At 66.3% G+C, this 22,555-nt stretch carries 22 protein-coding genes and 1 pseudogene; 17 read left to right on the top strand and 6 right to left on the bottom strand.

The features are described from left to right. Positions 1–220: hypothetical protein (locus VGK32_05795; protein HEY3381261.1), on the top strand; the 220-nt coding region annotated here is incomplete at its 5' end. A 567-nt stretch (positions 221–787) separates the two neighbouring features. Continuing rightward, positions 788–2,539 (top strand): hypothetical protein, encoded by a 1,752-nt coding sequence (locus VGK32_05790; protein ID HEY3381260.1) that lies wholly within the window; start codon positions 788–790, stop codon positions 2,537–2,539. Between the two features lie 132 nt (positions 2,540–2,671). On the opposite strand, the gene VGK32_05785 is transcribed toward VGK32_05790, so the two are convergent. From VGK32_05785 to VGK32_05765, 5 genes are all read right to left on the bottom strand, one after another. Then, entirely contained in the window at positions 2,672–4,111 is a 1,440-nt protein-coding gene (locus tag VGK32_05785; GenBank protein ID HEY3381259.1) for a S1 RNA-binding domain-containing protein, read from the bottom strand. Between the two features lie 163 nt (positions 4,112–4,274). Further along, positions 4,275–5,369 carry a permease gene (locus tag VGK32_05780; protein HEY3381258.1) on the bottom strand — a complete coding sequence of 365 codons (1,095 nt, stop codon included), beginning with the start codon at positions 5,367–5,369 and terminating at the stop codon, positions 4,275–4,277. A gap of 10 nt (positions 5,370–5,379) precedes the next feature. Continuing rightward, the gene (gene arsB / locus VGK32_05775) at positions 5,380–6,450 is read right to left on the bottom strand and encodes an ACR3 family arsenite efflux transporter (protein HEY3381257.1); all 1,071 of its coding nucleotides are present in this window, start codon (positions 6,448–6,450) and stop codon (positions 5,380–5,382) included. A gap of 23 nt (positions 6,451–6,473) precedes the next feature. Then, entirely contained in the window at positions 6,474–6,881 is a 408-nt protein-coding gene (locus VGK32_05770) for an arsenate reductase ArsC (protein ID HEY3381256.1), read from the bottom strand. Then, positions 6,882–7,289, bottom strand: coding sequence for a metalloregulator ArsR/SmtB family transcription factor (locus VGK32_05765; GenBank protein HEY3381255.1), 408 nt, complete (start codon positions 7,287–7,289; stop codon positions 6,882–6,884). Between the two features lie 322 nt (positions 7,290–7,611). Here VGK32_05765 and VGK32_05760 point away from each other — a divergent pair, with 322 nt between their 5' ends. The 14 genes from VGK32_05760 to VGK32_05695 all read left to right on the top strand — a co-directional run bounded on the left by VGK32_05760 (position 7,612) and on the right by VGK32_05695 (position 21,896). Beyond that, a complete protein-coding gene (locus VGK32_05760; protein HEY3381254.1) occupies positions 7,612–8,730 on the top strand; it encodes a polyprenyl synthetase family protein in 1,119 nt (372 codons plus the stop codon). Between the two features lie 28 nt (positions 8,731–8,758). Continuing rightward, on the top strand, positions 8,759–8,968 hold the full coding sequence (locus VGK32_05755) for a hypothetical protein (GenBank protein HEY3381253.1): 210 nt from the start codon (positions 8,759–8,761) through the stop codon (positions 8,966–8,968). A 13-nt stretch (positions 8,969–8,981) separates the two neighbouring features. Then, positions 8,982–10,463 carry a hypothetical protein gene (locus VGK32_05750; GenBank protein ID HEY3381252.1) on the top strand — a complete coding sequence of 494 codons (1,482 nt, stop codon included), beginning with the start codon at positions 8,982–8,984 and terminating at the stop codon, positions 10,461–10,463. A 271-nt stretch (positions 10,464–10,734) separates the two neighbouring features. Beyond that, the gene (locus tag VGK32_05745; protein HEY3381251.1) at positions 10,735–11,298 is read left to right on the top strand and encodes a hypothetical protein; all 564 of its coding nucleotides are present in this window, start codon (positions 10,735–10,737) and stop codon (positions 11,296–11,298) included. 24 nt (positions 11,299–11,322) lie between these two features. Continuing rightward, positions 11,323–13,005: a hypothetical protein gene (locus tag VGK32_05740; protein HEY3381250.1), complete on the top strand. Its 1,683-nt coding sequence runs from the start codon at positions 11,323–11,325 to the stop codon at positions 13,003–13,005. Between the two features lie 65 nt (positions 13,006–13,070). Next, a complete protein-coding gene (locus VGK32_05735; GenBank protein ID HEY3381249.1) occupies positions 13,071–14,420 on the top strand; it encodes a hypothetical protein in 1,350 nt (449 codons plus the stop codon). 150 nt (positions 14,421–14,570) lie between these two features. After that, positions 14,571–14,855, top strand: a complete 285-nt coding sequence (locus tag VGK32_05730; protein HEY3381248.1) for a TIGR04076 family protein — start codon at positions 14,571–14,573, stop codon at positions 14,853–14,855. Next, positions 14,842–15,360, top strand: a complete 519-nt coding sequence (locus VGK32_05725; GenBank protein HEY3381247.1) for a 4Fe-4S dicluster domain-containing protein — start codon at positions 14,842–14,844, stop codon at positions 15,358–15,360. The genes VGK32_05730 and VGK32_05725 overlap by 14 nt, the downstream gene beginning before the upstream one ends. After that, positions 15,353–17,149 (top strand): aldehyde ferredoxin oxidoreductase family protein, encoded by a 1,797-nt coding sequence (locus VGK32_05720; GenBank protein ID HEY3381246.1) that lies wholly within the window; start codon positions 15,353–15,355, stop codon positions 17,147–17,149. Before VGK32_05725 ends, VGK32_05720 begins: the two co-directional genes overlap by 8 nt. Before the next feature lie 5 nt (positions 17,150–17,154). Next, positions 17,155–18,534, top strand: a complete 1,380-nt coding sequence (locus tag VGK32_05715; GenBank protein HEY3381245.1) for an amino acid permease — start codon at positions 17,155–17,157, stop codon at positions 18,532–18,534. 15 nt (positions 18,535–18,549) lie between these two features. Then, positions 18,550–19,905: an amino acid permease gene (locus VGK32_05710; GenBank protein HEY3381244.1), complete on the top strand. Its 1,356-nt coding sequence runs from the start codon at positions 18,550–18,552 to the stop codon at positions 19,903–19,905. Positions 19,906–19,940: 35 nt separating this feature from the next. Beyond that, positions 19,941–20,942, top strand: a complete 1,002-nt coding sequence (locus tag VGK32_05705) for an amidohydrolase family protein (protein HEY3381243.1) — start codon at positions 19,941–19,943, stop codon at positions 20,940–20,942. A 7-nt stretch (positions 20,943–20,949) separates the two neighbouring features. Continuing rightward, on the top strand, positions 20,950–21,306 hold the full coding sequence (locus tag VGK32_05700; protein ID HEY3381242.1) for a hypothetical protein: 357 nt from the start codon (positions 20,950–20,952) through the stop codon (positions 21,304–21,306). Positions 21,307–21,494: 188 nt separating this feature from the next. Beyond that, positions 21,495–21,896, top strand: a complete 402-nt coding sequence (locus VGK32_05695) for a hypothetical protein (protein HEY3381241.1) — start codon at positions 21,495–21,497, stop codon at positions 21,894–21,896. A 99-nt stretch (positions 21,897–21,995) separates the two neighbouring features. Here VGK32_05695 and VGK32_05690 read toward each other — a convergent pair. Next, positions 21,996–22,235 (bottom strand): annotated as a pseudogene (locus VGK32_05690) (DUF3443 family protein). A 75-nt stretch (positions 22,236–22,310) separates the two neighbouring features. Between VGK32_05690 and VGK32_05685 the strand changes: the two are divergent. Next, entirely contained in the window at positions 22,311–22,529 is a 219-nt protein-coding gene (locus VGK32_05685) for a hypothetical protein (GenBank protein HEY3381240.1), read from the top strand. The last annotated feature ends 26 nt before the right edge of the window (positions 22,530–22,555 follow it).

Below are 22,555 nucleotides of genomic sequence, written 5' to 3'. Positions count from 1 at the left end.
GATCCGGCGCCTGCCGCTCCTGCGGACCGCCTTGGTTGGGATCGGGAGCCTGTTCCTCTTGCGCGGGTTGTTCATCATCCTCACCTTCATGGTCGCCCTGGGGTTCCGGGAAGGACCAGTCTTGTTGGCGGGCGTGGCGTCTCATCTGGTCTTTCTCTCGGCCGGCATCGCCTACCTGGGAGGAACCGTCCTCAACTGGAAGGCATTGAAGCGTCGCTAGGACGATGTGAGAAGGCCACGAATAGTCCGCCAGGAAGAGAACGTCCACCCTGTCGTCCCCCCGGGGGCGGGGACGACCGAGACGATGCTGAACTGAGGCTCGGGCGCGAGACCCGCAGAAGGAAGGAGTGCGAAAAGCACTGCGAGTGTTCTGCGATACGGACGCCAACCGAAACGTCCTCAGCGGGAAGCGGATCGGGGCCACCGGGTTCGGATCGCAGGGCCACGCGCCGGCGACATCGTCATGATGCTGGTGCCCGACGAAGAGGCTCCGGAGGTCTGAGGAGCCCGGCCACCTGGTTCGGCGCGAGCACGCTCGCCGTGACGCCGCTGCTGCCCCCGGACTCGCCCCATCCGGTGGTGTTCCATTCGGGCAGCGGTGACCAATTGACGGATCTCGACGGGCGCGCGCACCTCGCCTTCTCAGGCAGTTTCCACGGACGCACGCTGCTCTCCCTCTCGGTCACGGACTCGGCGAAACTGAAACGCGGCTACGACGACCTGCTCGTCCCGGTCGAGTTCCTGCCGTTCGGAGACGCCGGACCGGCGACTGTATTCAGCCTACTTCGTGAGGAAGGCCGGTGGCCTGCAGTTCTACGAACTCGACCGGGTCGTGGACTACACGAAGCCCGACTGCGAATGGTACGGGCCGCCGATGGCGCGCGGAGCGATGTGGACCGAACCGTATTGGGACGAGATCGCGGAGAGGCTGCTGGTCACCTATTCCGCACCCTTCTACGGCCCGGACAAGGGGAGCCCCCTGGGAGTCGTCACCCTCGATATCGCCCTCGACGGCATCCGGCGCCTCATCGAAGCCGCCGACCTGGGCCCCTCGGGGTTCGGCGCGCTGGTCTCGTCGAAAGGCGTCTACCTCCACCATCCGGTCTCGAGCTACGTGATCGAGCGAAAGACCCTTCTCGACGTGGCCAAGGCAAGTGGGGACCAGACCCGGCGGCTGCTGGTGGACAAGGTCCGCTCCAGAGAGAGCGGGGTGATCGAGCACTCGAGCACGACAACCGGCATGGCGGCGTGGCTGGTCTACACGCCGGTGCCGTCAACCGGCTGGTCGCTCCAGAACACGTTCATCAAAGACGACCTGCCGCTCGACGCTCGACTCCTCCGGCGACAACTCGTCCACGCCGTCCTGGCGCTCGTCCTCTTCCTGTGCCTGTTCTCGGCGCTGGTGTTCCGGGCCGACACGGGCCGGGCCACCACCCTCTGGGCCGTTTCACTCACGTGGGCCCTGGTGTTCGCTGTCGCCATGGGGACGATCTGGTGGTTCTCGCTGGCCAACGACGGGCACCGGCGGGCAATCGGCGTCAAGGTCAGTGATGTCGGCACGCTCCGCCACGTGATGGACGAATACCGGCAGCTCTGCGACCGGAACCACACGGAACCGCCACAGTTCGTGCCTACCGGCGTCTTCATCGAATCGGCCTTCTTCTCCGGCCCCAGCGATCTGACCCTGACGGGCTACGTCTGGAACAAGTACACCCCGGGGGCCCAGGATCACCTCACGCGCGGATTCGTGGTCGGCGGCGCCTCGACAGTCGAGATCGCCGAGAACTACCGGGCGATCGACAACGGGTTCGAGGTGGTTCGCTGGCAGTTCTCCGCCACCTTGCACGTCCGGCTCGATCACTCTCGCTATCCGCTCGAACAGAGCCTCCTCGGCCTGCGACTCGCGCACAAGGACCTCAATCACAACGTGGTCCTCATCCCCGATCTCGCGGGCTACCGGCTCACCAACCCCGCCTCGCTGCCGGGCCTCGACCGGGACCTGTCGCTGACCGGCTGGAAGGTCGATCAGTCCTTCTTCGAGCTCCGACGGCGGGAGACCGGCACGAATTTCGGCTTCGAGAGAGGCCTGTCCAAGGCCGATTTCCCGGCGCTCTACTTCAACATCTCGGCGAAGCGGGTGTTCCTCGACGCGTTCATCTCGAACCTGACGCCCCTCATCATCATCTCGGTCCTCCTCTTCACGCTCATCATGATCGCCAGCAGGGACGAGCGTCTCGTGGGCTTCATGCAGGCGGGGTCGGGGCGCATCCTCAACATCTGTGCGGCGATGATCTTCGTCATTGCCTTCAGCCACATCGACATCCGCCGCCGGCTCGGCGCGGAGGAGGTCTTCTACCTCGAGTACTTCTGCTTCCTGACCTACCTGAACATCCTCTGGGTCTCCGTGAACTCCGTCCTGTTCGCGATGGGCAACGAGATTCGGATCATCCATTACCGAGACAACCTGGTCGCAAAACTGCTCTACTGGCCCTTCCTGCTCGGGGCGCTCCTCCTGATCACGGTCGCCTTCTTCTACTGAAGACCGGGGACCTGTCGCGGCATCGAGCCGAGCCGGCCACCAGCGACACGCGCAGGGTCCTCCCCCGAACGAGATCGAGGAAGGAGGCCCGCAACGCGTCCTGACGGCACGGCAGGTTTCTGACGGGGATGGTTACTTGTTCCGCGGCTGCAGCGCTCCGCGGAGCTTGTCGGCGAGCGACCCGAACCCCTTCGACGACTCCGCATCCGTGCGTGACGTGTAGTCGCGCAGTTCCTCGGTCTCTTGGGCGTTCAGGACAGCCTTGCGGCTGAGACGGATGCGACGGCCCGAGGCGTCGACTTCCAGGACGACGACATCGACATCGGCGCCCACGGGAAACGCCCTCGCCACGTCGGCCTCCTTCTCGAGGCCCGTCTCGCTCATCGGAATGAGGCCGGTGCGCCCCGACCCGAGGAACACGAACACGCCGAACTTCTCGTGGCGCTCGACCGTGCCGGTGAGACGCGCGCCCGCCTCGATCTTCGATTGCACGGCCGCGCTCCCGCCGGCCTTCGCCGAGCCCTCCGGCACGAGCGCCACGCCAATCCGCTTCTTCTCCAGATCGATGGTGAGAATCTCGAACGCGCCCTCCATGCCGACGGCAACCGTGCGGGACCAGCCGCCCGTCCGGCCCGTCGGGGCGAACGTGGAGGCGTGCGCCAGCCCCTCGACTCCAGGCTCCAGCTCGACGAACGCGCCGAACTCCGCGAGGCGCGTGATACGCCCCGTGTGCACCTGTCCCACTGCGTACGTGGTGTGGACCGTCGACCACGGGTCGCCGGTGAGCTGCCTCAGCCCGAGGGCGATCCTCTTCGTGTCCGCCTCCACGCGCAGCACCTTGACGGTGATCTCCTGGCCTGGCGTGACGACCTGGGACGCGTCCGACACGCGCGACCAGGCCATCTCGGAGACGTGGAGCAGCCCCTGAACCCCGGCTCCCAGGTCGACGAAGGCGCCGAAGTCGCGAACCGAGACCACGCGGCCGGTGACCACCGCGCCGACCACGATCGACTGGCGGAGTTCGGCAGCCTGTGCCTGCTGTGCTTCCTCGAGCAGCGCACGCCGGGACACGATGAGGTTCTTGCCTCCCTCCTTGTACTCGATGATGCGGAAGGTGTAGACGTGCCCTTCGTGGTCCGCCGGGTTCGTGTTCCGCGCGATGTCGATCTGGGACGCCGGGCAGAAGGCGCGCTGGCGGGCGATGCTCACCTCGTATCCGCCCTTCACCGGCCGTTCGACCCTACCCTCGACCGGGAGACCGGCGCGGAAGGCGTCCTCGATCTGTCGGGCGCTCGCAGCGCCGCGCGCGAGCTTCCGCGAGAGGGTCAGCCCACCCTCGGTCGACACCACCATCGCCTGGATGCGCTCGCCGACGGTGACCTCGACGAGGCCGTCGTCGTTCTTCAGTTCGTCGAGCTCGATGACGGCTTCGCCCTTGCCGCCGACGTTGACGAATGCCACGTCCGGGCCGATCGCCACAATCGTGCCGTCAATCGTCTCTCCTCGTTCGAAGCGCCTCGCCTTCTGCGAAGCCTCGAACATGGCAGCAAAATCTTCCTCGGGCTCGGTCACGCAACGCTCCTTCTTGACGATCCGACGAGAGGGACAAGGACAACTTGATTATACGGCGTTCGACGAAACGATCCCCGACGGGGTCCTGGGTCCGACGCTCGATGACGAAGTCGACAGCGACCGCAGCCCGGACCGTGCACCGCGATCTTCATCGCTGACTGCCTCAGAAGACGATATTGAACAGATACCCGACGAGGAGAATGCCGGTTCCGACGACGCCGACGAACACCGCGATGAGCGTCGGCTTCAGCACGCGGCGAAGGATGATCGTCTCCGGCAGCGACAGGCCGATGACGGCCATCATGAAGGCGAGCACCGTGCCGAGGGCCGCGCCCTTGCCGAGCAGTGCCTGCACGACGGGGATGATGCCCGCGGCGTTCGAGTACATTGGAATGCCGATGATCACCGCCACCGGGACGCTCCACCAGGCGCTCCTGCCCATGATGGAGGCCATGAAGTTCTCCGGCACGTAGCCGTGGATGCCGGCGCCGACGGCGATCCCGAGCAGCACGTAGGGCCACACCTGGCCGACGATTTCTCTCATCGCCTGCCAGCCCGCCTCGATTCGATCGGCCCACTCCAGGCGCTGCTCGGCCAGTCCAGCGCCGCCCGCGGGCGTCTTGAAGACCCACGCTTCGACATGACGTTCGAGGCGAAGCCGGCCGATCGTCCACCCCGAGATGATGGCGATCAGCACGCCGGTGGCCGTGTAGAGTCCGGCCACCTTCCAGCCGAAGAGGCCGAAGAGCAGCACCACCGCCACCTCGTTCACCATCGGCGCAGAGATGAGAAACGAGAACGTCACGCCGAGAGGGACGCCGGCGGTGACGAATCCGATGAACAGCGGCACCGCCGAGCACGAGCAGAAGGGCGTGACGATCCCGAGCAATGCCGCGAGGACGTTGCCGGCCGACTCGCGCCTGCCAGCCAGGATGCCGCGCGTCCGCTCGGGCGTGAAGAACGAGCGGACGATGCCGACTCCAAAGACGACGACCACGAGGAGCATCAGCACCTTCGGCGATTCGAAGACGAAGAACTCCACCGCCGAGGCGAGGTGGGACCCGCGTTCGAGACCGATGACCCGATACGTCAGCCACGCGGCGAACGGCTGCAGGTTCGCGTAGACGGCGACCCACACGAGCACGGCAACCGCACAGGCGGCCAGATATCGCGGCAACCGGTGTGATTCGGCAGAACCCGGGTCGGCAGACGATGTCGGCGCGATCGATGAGCGGCTCTCGTTGTGGTGATCGGACATGACGACGCCTTCACGCGCGCGATGCGGCCGGTGCCTCACTCCTGAAATACCGTTTCTGGAACGCCAGCGACACGTTGACCAGGGCGATGAGCGCCGGAACCTCGACCAGCGGGCCGATGACCGCCGCGAACGCCGCCCCGGAGTGGATGCCAAAGACCGCGACGGCCACCGCAATCGCCAACTCGAAGTTGTTGCTCGCCGCGGTGAACGAGAGCGTGGCCGTCTTCGAATAGTCGGCGCCGAGCCTGTAGCCCATGTAGAACGACATGAGGAACATCACCACGAAGTAGATCAGCAACGGGATGGCGATCCGGACGACATCCATGGGGAGCTGAACGATGTACTCGCCCTTGAGCGAGAACATGACCACGATCGTGAACAGCAGGGCGATGAGCGTGAGCGGGCTGATCTTCGGGACGAACCGGGTCTCGTACCACTGCCGTCCTCGTGCCCGAACCAGGAAGAAGCGCGTGAGGATGCCGGCCAGGAACGGGATGCCGAGATAGATGAAGACGCTCTTCGCGATCTCACCGATCGAGATGTTGACCGCAACACCCTTCAGGCCGAACCACCCGGGAAGGACGGTGATGAACACCCAGGCATAGACGGAGTAGAACAGCACCTGGAACACCGAGTTGAACGCGACGAGGCCAGCCGCGTATTCCGTGTCGCCCTTTGCCAACTCGTTCCAGACGATGACCATCGCGATGCAGCGCGCGAGGCCGATCATGATCAGGCCGACCATGTATTCCGGGTAGTCGCGAAGAAAGACGATGGCAAGGACGAACATCAGCACCGGGCCGACGATCCAGTTCTGAACGAGCGAGAGCACGAGAACCTTCGTGTTCCTGAAGACCTCACCGAGTTCCTCGTAGCGAACCTTGGCCAGGGGCGGATACATCATGACGATGAGGCCGACGGCGATGGGGATGGACATCGTCCCGACCTGGAACGCGGTGATCAGCCGGACGACGTCCGGCAGGAGATAGCCGGCGCCCACACCTCCAAGCATGGCGAGGAAGATCCAGAGTGTGAGGTACCGATCGAGGAACGACAGGCGAGAGGTCACGTGTTCGGACATCGTTCAATCCTCCGTGCTATGCGTCACGCCTGCCATCCCCGCGCCTCGATCAGTGCCGCGACACGTGAGCGAATGTCATCGCGAATAGCCCGGACTTCCTCGACCGGTCGGCCCTTCGGGTCGGCCAGCGCCCAGTCGCTGCGCTCCACGCCGGGCACGTACGGGCACTGTTCGCCGCAACCCATCGTGATCAACAGGGTGGCGCGCCCAGCCAGGTCGTCGGTCAGTTGACGCGGCGTGGCCGACGACAGGTCGATGCCGATCTCGCGCATCACCATGGCCACTTCGGGATGGACCACCGGGCCCGGCTTGGTTCCGGCGGAGAGCGCTCGCGCCCTCGCGGGATCGACCAGGGCGTTGAAGAGCGCGGCCGCCATCTGCGATCGTCCGGCATTGTGCACGCAAGCGAAGAGCACCAACTGCCCGGCCATTCATACCTCCGGGTGGCTCTCGATGGCACGTCGAGCACGTCGCCGCGGGGTGCCAGGGTGTTTCGGTTCCTCGTGGCAGGCGCCCCTCTCGCGGAGCCGCATCAGTTCCTCGATGTCGGCGCCGTAGTCGGCTTCTGCCGCAAGGTGGGCCCGCAGGGCGGTCAACACCGCACGCGCCAGGCGTGAATCCCAGCCGGTCAAGCCGTAGAAGATCCGCATGCCGTCGCGGCGGTCGCGGATCAGGCCTGCCGCCTTCAACAGCGCCAGGTGGCGTGACACGCTCGACTGCGGTTGTTCGAGGATGCGCTGGATGTCGCAGACGCAGAGCGATCCGCGGGCGAGCAGGTTCACGATCCGCAGGCGGGTGCGGTCGGCCAGGGCGCGAAAGAGCTGGGGTGGTGAAGTCATCGCAGCGATATGACCATATATCCGGATATGCGGATAGACTATACGGCTGACGACCTCGGCGGGTCAACCATTCCTGCCGGTCCGGGGGAGTGCCGATCCATGCGGCCGAGCCGAGATGGACGGAGGATTTGCACGCAGACTCATTGTCGGGCTTGACATCTTTCGTCTGTGCATCCTGGGGGGGCGTAGAATGCGGTGAGCCTCAAATCGATTCGGCATTGTTGCGGCAGGGGATCGCTCCGAGAACGCGGTCCCCTTTGGGCTGTGATCCTCGTCTTGGGACGTCGGAGTCGCAGAGGCCGTTGAGGGCCTGGTACGACATATGGCTCGAGCGGATGCCGATACGCCTGGGTTCGGTTCGGAGTTTCGGTCGCGTCTGTGTGTCACCCTGGTGGCGGACCTTCTCCGGGATCTGGAAATCCACCTGATCGAGATCAGGTCGGTCCGATTCCTGGCCGATCATCCCTGGCCGACGGGCAAACGCCTCCGACCCATTACATTTCTCCTTTCCAACCTCTCGGTTCAAGTGCTGCGGACGACGCGACCCGTGTTCGATGGCCGGGAGTCGCGCCTGGCTGCGGCGATTGAGCTGCTCCACGAGGCCTCGCTGGTCCACGACGATATCGTGGACCGGAGCACCGTGCGGCGGGGTAAGCCCAGCATGCAGGTGCTGCACGGGGAAGGGCTGGCCCTGCTGATCGGCGACTACATGGTGTTTCGGGGTCTCAAGCTGGTTCTGGACGCGGCGATATCCCGGGACGACATCGTCCTGGCGCAGGAGTTGGCCAACACCGGGCTGGCGATTGCGCACGGGGAGGCCGACCAGCTCGACAGGTACTTGAACCGGCGCGACGGGGCATCCCGGATGTCCATGGACAATTACATCGGCATCATTGGGAAGAAGACAGCCGCCTTTTTCGCCGGCTGCGCGGAGGCGGGCGCAGCCATGGCGGGTGCCGGCAAGGAACTCCGCCAGATCTACCGGGAGTTCGGCATGAACATGGGGCTGGCCTTCCAGATGGTGGACGATCTGATGGACATTCTGGGCGACCCGCTCAAGGCATCCAAGACGTTGCAGAACAACGTGGCCGAGGGGACGGTGACGCTGCCGATGGTTCACGCGTGGGAGTTGCATCCGGAGGACCCGCTGCTCGGCAAGCTGGCGCGCGCGGAGACGCTGAACCGGCGCGAACGGGCGCGGATGCAGAAGATCCTGGCGCGGCCGACGGTGGTGGAGGCGTCCAGATCCACGATGGACGTGTATGCAGCGAACGCACGACGCTGCCTGGATCGCATGCCGTCGAGCATCTATCGCGTGGGGCTCGCGGATCTGCTGGACTACATCGTCCGCTGCCCCTGGGGTGGGTTGGAGTCGACACTCGCGCGCGCCGCGAATCCGGGCGACACCGGCGGGATTCCGCCGGAGAAGGAGTCGAACTGAGGTGGCCGATCCGACGGATGTGGAGAGCGTGAAGCGCTTGCTGGCAGAGCACCGCGATCAGGTGGTGCGCACGTATCGAGCGGTGGGGACCGGCGTCGGCAGCGACGAACCCGGAGGCCGTGGATACGCGATTGTGGTCTACGTGAAGGAGAAGAGCGACGTGCCGGCCGAACCGGCGGCTCTGGAGGGCGTGCGTCTGAGATTCGTGGTGACGGGCGAGTTCAAGCTCCAGCACTAGAAGGGAGGTTGTGATGCCAGACGATCGATTTCTCAAGTCGAGATACCTGGTCTCGGCCCTCAAGCGCAACCACTGGGAGTCCCTGCGGAAGGACGCGAATGTCGTCGGCGCCGCGTTCGGGCGGCGGATCGCTCACGGCGAAGTCACCGAGCATCCGGCGCTGGTGATCTACGTGGTCAAGAAGGTGCCGGCCCAGTTCCTTCCACACAGCCGGTTGCTGCCGCGGCGTTTGTACCTGGGCGGCGACTGCGTCGAGGTCGACGTGGTCGAGACCGGACCGTTCTATCCGCTGTCGTTCCTCGGCCGGGACCGGCCCGCGCCCTCGGGCATCAGCATCGGGCACACGGCCATCACGGCGGGGACGTTGGGCTGCCTCGTGAACGACAACACCGACAGGTCGCTCTGCATCCTGAGCAACAACCACGTCCTCGCGAACCAGAACGCCGCCGCCATTGGCGACGCGATCGTGCAGCCGGGGCCGTTCGACGGGGGCGCGGACCCGGCGGACCGGATCGCCACGCTCAAGCGTTTCGTGACGATCAACACGACCGGCAGCACGGTGGATTGCGCGATCGCTCAGGTGGCGGGGGACGCGGCCGGCATGGTGGTCGATCAGATGAAGAACAACCTGATGCCCGTGCCCAGTCCCACGCACCCGGCGGTGGGCCTACTCTTCGCCGGATCGTGCAACCGCACCCTCATGAACCAGATGTCGAACGTGCTGTCCCAGCTCAACATCCAGTTCCCGGCCGGGCCGGGGTCGGATGTGGCGCCCGCGATCGGCATGAACGTGGAGAAGGTCGGCCGGACCACCGAGTACACCACGTCCACGATCACCGAGATCGACGTCAGCGCCACGATTACCTACGATTTCGGCAGCGCGACGCTCGACCACCAGGTTGCCACGGCCTGGATGTCCGATGGGGGTGATTCGGGCTCGGTCATCTGCGAGGGTGGCAAGGGTGGCAGCGACGACCACTGCGGCTGCGGCTCGACCTCGGCGGCAAGCTCGCTGCTGGGCGTGGATCTGAAGCATGACGCCTGCATGGCGAACCAGGTTCGGGACAAGTACCTTCGTCAGACCAGGATCGGACGCTGGGCGGTGGACGTGTTCTTCCTCAACGAGGCGCGGCTGCTCGATCGGTTCCACCGCACCGAGATCTCCCAGGACGATCGCGACCACGCCCGCAAGATGTACGACAAGTACGTCGATGAGGCGCGCAGGACCTTCATGGAAGCGGAACGCTCGGAGAGCCGGATCACCGAGCAGCACATCCGCGACGCCCGGGCGGCGCTCCACCGCGCGCAGAAGTACATGAGCGCGGAGGAGAAGGAGGCCAGCAACCACCTGCTCGAGCTCGGCGTGAAGCACGCCAAGGGCAAGAACCCGCGCGAACTGCTGGCTCTGCTGAACGACGACACCCTGTTCGCTGAAATCAAGAAGACCCTCGCCAAGGTCCGCACCATCAGGACATCCGACGAGTCCTGCGACTAGCAGCCCGGCGTCGCTCCTTCGCTCGCAATTGACGGTCCGCGCGACAGGCGCGGCCATCCTTCCCCGGACGTTCCGCCGTCTCCGGTCGCCGGCCTCGTGGGACCTCGACCTTTCACGTCGTGTCGCCAGGCGCCGCCGCAGGTGCCGCCGATCGATCCCGCTGATCGATCGGCCGTGTGACGCATTGGTTGCCGTTGTCACCGCTTGGTCATCGGCTGCCGGCAGGCCTGGTCGGACATCCCGGGGGGCCTGCTGGCCGCGGGAGGGAGCAATGGGACCGCCAGAGAACATGCCAGAGCATACGCCCGAGTTGAATGTCGAGTCGCGTCGAGACCTGGCGAAGAACATGAGGGAAATCTGCCGCCGCCTGAACGCCAATCCCGACATTGCCAGGCTCCTGCTGGTGAACCCGATCTACGTCCTGGAGGACCTCGGTGTGCGGTTCAACCAGGAGATGCGCGACCACGTCTACAACACGTTTCACAATCCGCCCGCCAGGGAGCGGCGCACGGCGGAACTCGAGACGGAGCTGAAAGCGGAGTTGGAGCGAATCACCGGAAGGCCGGAAATCCCGGTGTCGCCCGAGCATCGAGCCGAGCTGCTGTTCACGCATCTCAAGCTGCCTCCACTCGGGCAGGAGGCCGCCCACCCGGCGAGACTCGAGCCCGGCCGGCTGCGCGCGTATGGACCGCAGCATCCGCTGGTGGTTCGACTGCTGGAGTACGACGCCGTGCGAAAAGGGGGACTCACTTTCCACCCGCGATCGACCTACGAGGCTTACAAACGCGGCGACCGGAAACAGTGCTGGCTGGACTCGATCACCTTCAAGGTGTGATCGGGAGAACATGGAGGACGGCCTGTGTCGCTGACGTCTTGTTTCCGATACATCATCGAACTGCCGACGAACACCTTGAACGGGATGATCGACGGCATTCTCAAGGAAGCAGATGCGGCCGGGATTCAGACCTCGTTCCACCGGGAGAACGTCGCGGTCGGTACCTATCACGCGACCGTGGACGCGCACCTCAGCGATCTCGATACTCACCCGCCGACCATGGATCTGCTGGCGGCCGATCTCGCGTTCGTCCTGCACCTCCGGATGAGCGTCCAGGCGCAGATCACCGAGATTCCCATCCTCGACTCCATCGTCTACCAGGCTGCATTCGCTTTCCCGGGCGTCATGGTGAAGAGCGCGGCCGTGCCGCCCGTCCTGAACATGACATTTCCCGCGGTCACCACGGGAAGTCTCAATCTCACCCTCGATGGTGGAGCGATCGTCCTGACGCCGGCACTGGTCGAGCCGCGAGTACATGCGTTGTATCAGGCGAATCCGAGCTTCCAGCATCAGGTGAAGTCGGGCGTCGCCACCGGGCTGTCCGCCCCCGACGATGTGTGGCAGGTGACGGTGGACATCTACGACGACGCGCCGGGGAGTCCGGGCTTTCGCGGAGCGATCACCGTGGACGTGCCCGACCAGGGTCACGTCAAGATCAATCTGCCCGGTCACCTGAAAGCAAAGAACATCAACAACGCCACCCGGATCGACACGGACATGACCGTCCATGTCACCGTGGCGGTCACCCTTCCAGTGAACCCGACCGACGACCGCGTCACCGTCTCGCTCTCGACGGTGACGGCCGCCAACGTGGCGATCGACTATGCGAGCCCCAACCTCTATACCGTCGGCGGAGACTCCACCGTCCGCGCCCAGATTGCGACGGCCGTCAGCGGGCTCGGCGATTTCCACGAGGACGTCCCGTCGCGCCAGCAGGTCCGCGATCTCATCGCCGCCGAGCTCGTCGACTACGCCTCGCACCTGATCGTGCCGATCTTCAAGCCCGATCCCCCGGCGAGCGGGGCCGCCATGGACCTGACGACATTCGTTCCCACCACCGTGAGCCAGCAGGTGCTGGCCCTCCAGATCGAGCCGGTCGGTGGCGCATGCGATACCCCCGACGTGTTCACCGGGACCTCGGGGTTCGCCGTGAGCGTGAACCGGGACAAGGTGAATGCGACGATCCAGCCCGTGATCGCCGCGGAGAACGGGCGCACACGGAACATCCAGGGCCACGACGTGGAAGTGCACGACCTCACGGCAGATCTGTCGGACCCCGGCGAGCACGGCCAGGCGGTCGGCCATGTCTGGATCGCCGGCCAGGCCACGGTGCACATCCAGTGTTGGCCCGATGCGCACATCAATTTCTCCGGGCCGTTGACCCTGACGCCGGAAATGCAGCCGGACGGTGGCATCAAGTTCCACGCGCACGCCGGTGGATTCACGGCCGACGATCCGAAGTGCGCCAGCGTGGACCCGGGTCAGATCGCCGCTCTGATCGAGGCGGACGACTATCCGCCCATCACCGGCCTGCCCAGTAATTTCACCGGTGTCGGACGCATCACCATCACGGTGAACGCCACCGACATCTTCCGGGCGGGCATCGTGATCAAGGGTGACCTCGCTGTGATCACCACGCACACGCTCCAGGCGAGCGACATTCAACATTCGACCTACTGGGACAACGAGCCGGCCGGTGGACGCTAGCCGACCCCGCCAGGCCGGCGGCGACGCGCGCGGGGGCGCCCCCCGGACAGCGCGGAAGGAGTGATATGGCGACTTATCGAGGCTTCGTTCAATCCACGCTGGTGCGGGACGATGGCTGGGTGGAAACCGTCGTCAAGGCGGTGCACGCCGGCAACGCGATCACAACCTTCTTCATTCCCAACCTCGACGGCGATCTGACCCAGGCACACAAGAGGCTGGGGCAACTCAGCCTGCTGCGCGACGCGCTGGCCCGTGTGGAGCCCGTGGAACTGAACTTCACGTCCGACGCGAGCCAGGGCAACCTCATCCAGGACGTGACCATCGTGCCGCGGCAGTCGATCGACGGCCGGCGCGGGTCGCGGCTCGTGGAGGGCGTCGTGATCGGCGTGTCGATCACCGAGCGCGGTCCGGAATCTGGCAGCTCACCGTACCGGGACGCCCCGGACCTTGCTGCCATCTCGTTGCTCCGCGACGACGGCATCGTGGAAGGTCTCCTGCTCGACCTGCAGCGTCCCGATCCCGGGACCGGACAAGCAGAGCTCGAGATGATCCAGCGGGCCCACAGGACGCGCCGTCCCCTGCAGTTGATGGTGGCGCCAGAGCACACGCCCGGCGCCGACAAAGGGGTGAAGCTCGATGCCGCAACGGACGGCAAAGGCGAGACCACCGCGGCGGGCTACATCCAGACGTGCCGCTTCGTCGTGCTTCCAGCCGCCGATCTCGACTACAGGTACGCGTTCATCGAGAGACTCGGCCAGCGGTATGAGAGCTACACGGCTGCGGACGCTCTCGCCGCCTCGCACGTGGAGGTGGTGTGCACGACCGCGCCCGGCCAGACGCCGGAAGGCGATGTGTCCGACAACGGGACCTTCACCCCGCAGAAGCTGACGGTCCTCGTGCATGCGGATTCGCCGCTGCTGGCGCTTCTGAAGACGGCGCTGCGGGACGGCCTGCAGGTGAAGCTCGGTCTCCAGGGCCGTGACGTGCACGAGGTGGAGCTGGTGGCTGGCCTCGGCAGCTCGGCGCGGCCCATCTGGATCTGCACCAGCCTGGAGACCGTGGACTGCGGTCACGCGGGGCCGTGCCTGAACCAGCCCACCATCAGTACGCCGGATGGGGCGGACCTGGATCGGGTGGAACGGGCGGTGGAGTGGCGCGGTGACGGGTACTTCCGCGAGGGCATCTGGCGGTTCGTGGTGAGCGCCCCTGGCAAGTTCCGTCTCCTGATCGACGCAAAGCCCGTCTGCTGCGAGGCCGGCGGCACGTGTGGCAGTCCGGCCGGCGGCCGCGATCTCGAGGTCTCGGGACCGGGCCAGCTGCACGCGTACCTGAAGGACATGCACCGTGTGGAACTGCGCCTGGAGGGTTACTCCTGTCGCGCGACCTTCAAGCTGCAGATCTACCGGATCCGGTAGCGAACCGACCGCCGCTGGCCCGTGGCCACCCAGCGGCCATCATGGCGACCAGGTCCTGGGCGCTGTACATGTCCCTTCGGCGGCGATGCCGGCTGCGATGTACTCGGATGCAGTATGATACCGGCTTCGCACCGGGCAGAAGGAGCCGGAATGGCCAGGATCAAGGTGTCGGTCGAACGTGTCGGCGGCTGCTGCAACCTGCCGATGATGATTGGGGATTCGTTCTACCTCGACGGGTCGAAGCTGTCGGTCCCTGACGGGAAGTTCGTCTGCATGTGGGCGCTTCAGAGCATGATGCCGGTGTTCCCCGTCCTTGGCGTGCAGGAACATCTGCCGTCCAGCCATTGGGTCCACTCCGTGCGCCACTTCACCTGCCCCGATCCGAAGGGCCAGGTCCTGTTCCGCGTGGAGAGGCTGGTCGATGATCCGGATTGACGTGGGCAAGTGCACGGGCTGCCGCTGTTGCGAGGCTGCCTGCGCGTTTCATCATACCGGCAGCGGGGGCCGGCACCTGGCCCGCATCCGCGTTGTCAATCTCTACGAGATCGGCGTGGACGCGCCTGTCGTCTGCCAGCAGTGCGCGGAGCGCTATTGCCTGGCGTGCCCTGCGGACGCCCTCACGCTGGGTCCGCTCGGCCAGGTCGTCGTCTCGCCCACCCTCTGCTCGGAGTGCGGCGCCTGCGCCCGCTCGTGCCCAATCGGCGCCATCGAGCCGGTGGACGGCATCGCGTACGTCTGCGACCTGTGCGGAGGCCAGCCGCGATGCGTGGAGGCGTGCACGCAGGGCGCGATCGAATTCGCGCCGTGCGCGGGCGGCGTCTTGTCGCTCGCCCCGTTCAAGGCGGGCAGCGAGCGGCTCGGGCCGAGCCACAAGCGGGCGTTGTTCGTGCGATCGATCGGCCTGTCGGCCCGCGCAACATGGGGGGTGGCGCGTGGCTGACCGTACCTGCGGCTACGGCGGCCGGATCCTCCGCGTGGACCTGACGTCGCGCCGGTTCGAGGTCGAACCGCTCGATCCGCGCTGGATCAAGGACGTGGTCGGAGGGCGCGCCGCCAACACCAAGCGGCTCGCCGAGGATCTCGACCCCGCGAGCGATCCGATGGGTCCGGGCAACGTCCTCATCTTCGGCATCGGCCCCCTCACCGGCACACTGCTGCCCGCCTCTGCCTACTACACGGTCACGGCCCGCTCCCCCCTGACCGGGATTCTCGGAGACTCCGCCGCGGGCGGCCATTTCGGCCCCGAGATGAAGTTGACGGGGTTCGACCAGATCGTCATCACCGGCTGCGCCGACAGCCTCACGTACCTGCTCGTCTCGGAAGAGGGCGTGAGGTTCGTCCCGTGCCCAGACCTCGCCGGCCGCGACGTGGTCGAGACGACCGCCGCCATCCGCCAGGACCACGGCGACTGGGACATCCAGGTCGCGGCGATCGGCGTTGCCGGCGAGAACCGCGTGCGCTTTGCCGCGCTCGTGTCGAGTGGCCACCGCGTGAACGGCCGTGCCGGGATGGGTGCGGTCATGGGATCGAAGAACCTCAAGGCGATCGCCGTGCGCGGCAGGCGCGCGGTACGCCTCCACGATCCGCTGCGGTTCTTCGACGAGGTGCGCAAGGTCCACCGCGCCATCCTCGATCATCCCGAGTACGACAAGCGCCGCCGCCTCGGCACGACGATGCTGATGCAGGACCTCAACCGCATCGGCATTCTGCCCACGCGGCACTTCCAGGAGGGCCTGTGCTCGTATGTGGACGAGGTGTCGGGCGAGACGCTGGCATCCACCTACAAGGTCAAGAACAAGAGCTGCTACAACTGCCACGTCCACTGCTCGCGCTACTACGTCTGCGAGGGGGTTGAAGCCGAAGGGCCGGAGTTCGAGACGCTGTGCGGCTTCACGTCGCGCATCGGCAGCCGCAGCCTGCCGTTCGCGCTCGAGATGAACCGCACGCTGAACCAGTACGGGATGGACTCGCTGGCCGTCTGCGAGATCGTCGGCTGGCTCATGGAGTGCCAGGACAAGGGCCTGGTGACACCCGAGGACGTGGACGGCATGCGGGTCGCGTGGGGCGACTGCGACACGGTGCGGCGGCTGGTCGAACTCATCGCCCACAGGCGCGGGATTGGCGACGCGCTGGCCGAGGGCGCGACGCGGTTCTCCCGGCGCTTCTCGGAGGCGGCGCAGAGACTGGTGATGCAGGTCAAGGGTCTCGACATCATCTGCGGCGATCCACGCGGCATCAAGGCCTACGGCCTGACGTATGCGGTGGCGTCACGCGGCGCCGACCACCTGCGAGCCGAGCCGTATTTCGAGCTGACCGAGCGCTGGGAGGTGGCGCGGCAGCGGTTCGGCACCGAGAAGGCGGCCGACCGCCTGGCCGAGGAGGGCAAGGCCGCGCTCGTCACCTACTCGGAGAAGATCGCCCTGCTCACCGACTCGCTCACCATGTGCAAGAACGTCGGCCTCTGCATGGACGTGATCAACCTCGACAGCGCTGCGGGGCTGCTCGGCGCGGCCACGGGCGTGAAATACACGCCCGAACGGCTGGAGGCGCACTTCGGCGACGCGGTGCAACGTGACCTGGGTCTGAACCGACGTTTCGGCGTGACGAAGGCGCAAGACACGCTCCCCGACCGGTTCCTCCACGAACCGCTGGCTGAAGGGCCGACGCGCGGCTCGGTCGTCGATCTCCCCAGAATGCTCCACGAGTACTACCGGCTCCACGAACAATGACGTCATTGGGCGATCAGTTGGTCGATCGCGAGCGCGGCCTCCACCGGCAGCTCACTCGTCGCCACATGACGATGATTGCGATGGGCGGCGCGATCGGTACCGGGCTGTTTCTCGGCAGCGGCATGGCCGTCGGACAGGCCGGCCCGGGCGTGATCGTGTCGTATGTCCTGGGTGTCGGCCTCTGCCTGATCATGATGTACGCGCTGGCCGAGATGGCGGTCGTCCATCCCACGGCCGGTTCATTCGGCGTCTACGCCGAGATCTACCTCAATCGCTGGGCCGGGTTCGTCGTCCGCTACACGTACTGGTTTGCCCAGGTCGTGGCCGTGGGCGGTGAGGTGACAGCCGCTGGCATCTACACCCAGTTCTGGTTCCCGGGCGTGTCGCTGTGGGTCTGGGTGACCCTCTACTCGGCCGCGCTCATCCTCGTCAATCTCACGGCCGTCCGCCTCTTCGGCGAGTTCGAGTACTGGTTCGCGATGATCAAGGTGTCGGCCATCCTGATCTTCGTCGTGCTGGGCGTCGGGTACGTCTTCACCGGGTTCGGGGTGGTTGCGCCCGTCGGCCTCGGGAACCTGTTGAACCCGGCAACCGGCGGGTTCCTGCCGCACGGGCTGACGGGCGTCATGAAGGCGATGCTCGTTGTCGTCTTCTCGTTCTACGGCATCGAGATCATCGCCGTGACGGCCGGCGAAGCGCTGGAGCCCGAGCGGGAAGTGCCGCGCGCCCTGCGGAGCATGGTCTTCCGCCTGGGTCTGTTCTACATCGTGGCGATCGCCCTGGTCGTGGCAATCGTGCCGTGGCAGCGGGCCGGCCTGGCGGAGAGTCCGTTCGTCACGGTCTTCCGAACTCTCGGCGTGCCCTTCGCCGCAGGCCTGATGAACTTCGTCGTCCTGACGGCGGCCCTGTCGTCGATGAACACGAACCTGTACCTCACGGGTCGGATGCTGTTCTCGCTCGCCAGGAGCGGCTTCGCGCCGGCGGCGTTCGGCCGCTTGTCCCCGCAGGGCTCGCCGCGAAACGCGATCCTGACGTCGACGATCGGCCTGGCGCTCGCCGCCGTGCTGTCGGTCGAGTACGCCAGTTCGGCCTACCAGTGGCTGTTCGGCATCGCGATCTTCGGCGGCATCCTCGTGTGGATCGTGGTGCTCGTGACGCTGCTGGCCTTCAGGCGGACGAGAGCGAGGCTGGGGCTGCCGCCCGGCAGGGTCCGCGTGCCCTTCTACCCATGGCTGCCGATCCTCGGGATCGTCGCGCTCGTGCTGGTGCTGGTGGATTGCTTCTTCGTCGGCCTCGGCGTCGCGTGGGCGGCCGGCGGGGTGTGGCTCGGCATCATCTCGCTCGGCTATCTGGCGTCGCGTGCGCGAGCCGCCCGCCTCTCGTGATACGATTCCGCCTCCATGCCGACGCCGCACACGTCCGGCGGCCCTGACCTCCGACAGACCCTCCGGCTCTCCCACACGACCGCGATGGTCGTGGGTACGATCATCGGAGCGTCCATCTTCGTCCAGCCGTCGGAGATGAGTAGCGCGCTGCCATCGATCCCGGGTCTCCTGCTGGCGTGGACCGTCGCAGGTCTCCTGACCGTGGTCGGCTCGCTCATCTGCGCCGAGCTGGCGTCGGCCTATCCCCGGACCGGCGGGGTCTACGTGTATCTCAGCGAGACCGTGTCGCCCGCGGCCGGCTTCCTGTGGGCCTGGGCGATGTTCTGGAGCATGCACTCCGGCATCATCGCCGCGATCGCGGTCATCTGCGCCCGGTATACCGCCTACCTGGTACCGCTCTCCGCCACCGGGCAGCGCGGGATGGCGATCGCCGTCATCCTCCTCCTGTCGGCCGTCAACTACCTCGGCGTGCGGTTCGGGAGCCGCGTGCAGGCGACGTTCACGATCGGCAAGCTGCTCGCGGTTGCGGTGTTGATCGTGACCGGGTTCGTGGCGGGCTGGCACCTGCCCCACTTCGTCGGAGATCGCACGGAGGCAGCCCTGCTGAGCCGGTTTCCCGCGGCGGTCGCGGCGGGGCTCTTCGCGTTCGGTGGCTGGCACATGGTGACCTATGCTGCCGGCGAGACGGTCCAGGCGCGCCGCACCATCCCGAGGGCCCTGATGGCAGGCACGGCGATCGTCACGGCCTGTTACGTGATGCTGAACGTCGTGTACTTCTATGTGCTGCCGCTCGACACGGTGATCGCGTCGTCGCGCGTTGCCGCCGACGCGGCTGACGCCGTGCTCGGGTCCGGCGGCGGCGCCATCATCGCGGCGCTCGTCGTCTTCTCGACCTTCGGCGCCCTCAGCGGCATCGTCTTGCTGGGCCCGCGGGTGTACTTCTCGATGGCCGGGGACCATCGCTGGTTCGGGTGGCTCGGTGCCGTCCACCCTCGATTCCAGACCCCGTACCGGGCCATTGCGATCCAGGCCGCCTGGTCGTCGGTGCTCGTGGCCACCGGCACGTATCGCGTCCTGTTCACACGCGTGGTCTACACCGAGTGGATCTTCTTCGCGGCGCTGGCCGTCGGGCTGGCGGCCGCGCGGCGCCGGCCGGGGTACGCGCCGGCGTACCGCATGCCGGGATACCCGGCGGTGCCCGCGCTGTTTGCCGTCGTGGCCATCGCGATCGCCGTCAGCCAGCTCGTCTCGGATCCACCAGAGGCCCTGATCGGCCTCCTCCTGGTCGGCGCCGGGCTTCCGGCGTACTATCTTGGCAGGCGGCGCCAGGCTCCAAGCGAAGACGCCGCCCGCAGGCGCCGGGACGCATGACCACAACACGCAGAAGGGAACACGGAGACGCTCGCATGCCGATTGTCGATTTTCACAACCACTACTATCCGCCCGCGTACCTGGATGCGCTCCGGACGACGGGCACCAACGTGACGGTCGGTGTCGATGCTGACGGCAATCCGCTCTTGTACTACCCCGGCGACTACAACATCGTCGTGCCAGGGCACCGCGACATCGACTTCAGGGAACGGGTGCTGGCCGACCTGGGCGTCGATCGGCAGGTGTTGACGCTGACCACGCCCGGCACGCACGTGGAGACGCCGCAGCGCGCGGCCGATCTCGCGCGTCTCGTCAACGACGAGTTCGCGGAGGTCGTCGCGACGCGCGGCCACCGTTTTGCGGCGCTGGCCACGCTGCCGCTCAACGATCCCGCAGCAGCGGCCCGCGAATTGGATCGAGCCATGACGACGCTGCGGCTGCCGGGGGCGATGGTTTTCAGCAACATCAACGGCGTCGCGCTCGCCGACCGCCGGTTCTGGCCGGTCTATGAGAAGGCCAACGAACTGGGTGCCGTCCTCTACATTCACCCGAACCACCCGGTGAGCGTGGAGGCCATGACGGAGTACTGGCTGATGCCGCTCGTCGGCTTCCTGATGGACACGACGCTCGCGGCCGCGCACCTCGTGTTCGCGGGCGTCACCGAGCGATTCCCCCGCATCAGATGGGTGCTCGGACACCTCGGAGGGGCGATCCCGTATCTGGCCGAGCGGCTCGACCGCGGGTTCTTCGCGTTCAAGGAGTGCCGCGAGCACATCACGCGCCCGCCGGGCGAACACCTGAGGCGCTTCTACTACGACACGGTCAACTTCGACGCGAATGCGCTGAAGCTGGCCATCGCCTTTGCCGGGGCCGATCACGTGATGGCCGGCAGCGACTATCCGCACCAGATCGGCAGCATCCCCAAGATGCTCTCGAGCCTTCGCGCGCTGGAGATCGACGAATCGGCAAAGGCCGGCATCCTCGGCGGCAACGCGGCGCGGCTTCTCGGCGAGGCGGGCGCGGCACTTCGCGCATGATCGCGCCATGGCCGCACGCAACAACAGCCGGCTCGTCTACTCCACCGATACGGGCAGAGTGTGTCCAGGCTGCGGCCTCCCGCCTCGCGACTGCCGGTGCGGCGCACGCCACCCACACGAACCGGTGCCGGTCCGCGTCGTCGCGAAGCTGCGCGTCGAGAAGGCGGGGCGCGGTGGAAAGACCGTCAGCGTCGTGTACGACCTGCCGGCTAACGCCGCCTTCCTCAAGGACCTGTGCCAGGAACTGAAGCGGGCTTGCGGAGCGGGAGGCACGGTCAGAGACAACGCGATTGAACTCCAAGGCGATCTTCGCGATCGGCTTCGCGAGTTGTTGTTGAAGAAAGGGTTTGGGGTCAAGGGCTGACGCGCTGGTGAGCCCGCCGCCGGGCCATCGAGCACGACCCCCTCTTTTTGGGCCGGACATCCGGCCACGACGCCGGTAGGCGCCAGGACGAACGAAACGAGCTCGCCGTCGATGCCGCCGTCCTTGCCGCCATCGTGACGTTCGTCGCCGCGTTCGAGGCCGTTCGTTGCTAACATAGGCGTATGGCCATGGACGAACGCGCCTTCTTCTCAGAGAAGCCGGAGACTCGACAAGCCCGGTATCAGTGCCCGAAGTGCCGGCGGCCCGCCGAGTACAGCATTCGGTGGGTTCGGCGATCCAGGAAAGCGAACCTGCCGCCGGGGGCTGACGAGGCCGATCGGGCCAAGTTCGCGAAGATGCGCGACTACCTGCTTCGGCTCGACGACGATGTCACCTGCAAGGCGTGCGGGAAGAAATTCGAGATCCCTTCGCAACATTCGTTGATGTTCGTGGACCAGCTCGCCGGCTTGCCGAACGCCGACGACCTCGAGCAGGAGATCGCCGCCGCGTCAGGTGAGCCGGAGCCTGCGCCGGAGGCGAAGCCGGCCTTGCCCGCGCGCTTCACGCGCAGATCGACCGGCTGGAAATAAGGCGGGGCGGCCAGTATGCCCAGTGCGTGCCCGAGCCGGCAGGAGTGCTCTCGGACCCGATGGCCGCAAGGTGTTGCGACCGCCGAAGGACGGCAGACCTCAGTCGAACACCCCGCTGCTCGGCCCCGCCAGACCGCTCAGGACCGTGAACCGGGTCGCAAGGAGCGTGCCCGCTTCGAGCCCCGCAAACGACACCGCGTTCGTCTCCCCATTCGCGCCGATGTTCGAGGCCGACGGGTTTTGCTGGGACGGGGCATAGTAGAAATCCGACAAGTCCGTGCAGAGCGGCCTTCCGGTGTTCGCAGCGTCAAGGAAGGACGAGCCGTTCGATCCCGAGTCGGAACGTTGGCGCTGACAGAGGCGACGTTGCCGCCCGGTTCGTCAGATCAGTGGCGCCAATTCCGGTCGTGACACATGTCGTTTGATCCGACGTGGCTGTTCGTATCGCTCATTCCGGGTGGGGTCGGATTCGTACTGTTCGTGTACGGCAGGAAGCAGAGACGATGGCCGCACCTGGTCGCGGGGCTTCTGCTGATGGTGTATCCGTACTTCACAACCGATCTCGTCTCGCTGCTTGCCACAGGAGCCGTCATCGGCGTTGTGCTCTGGTGGGCGGTCCGGAACGGTTGGTAATCCGGTTCGCGGACCGCCGGCCAGGG

Source organism: Vicinamibacterales bacterium, from assembly GCA_036504215.1.
GTDB lineage: Bacteria > Acidobacteriota > Vicinamibacteria > Vicinamibacterales > Fen-181 > FEN-299.
This window is presented reverse-complemented; position numbering and strand designations above follow the sequence as displayed.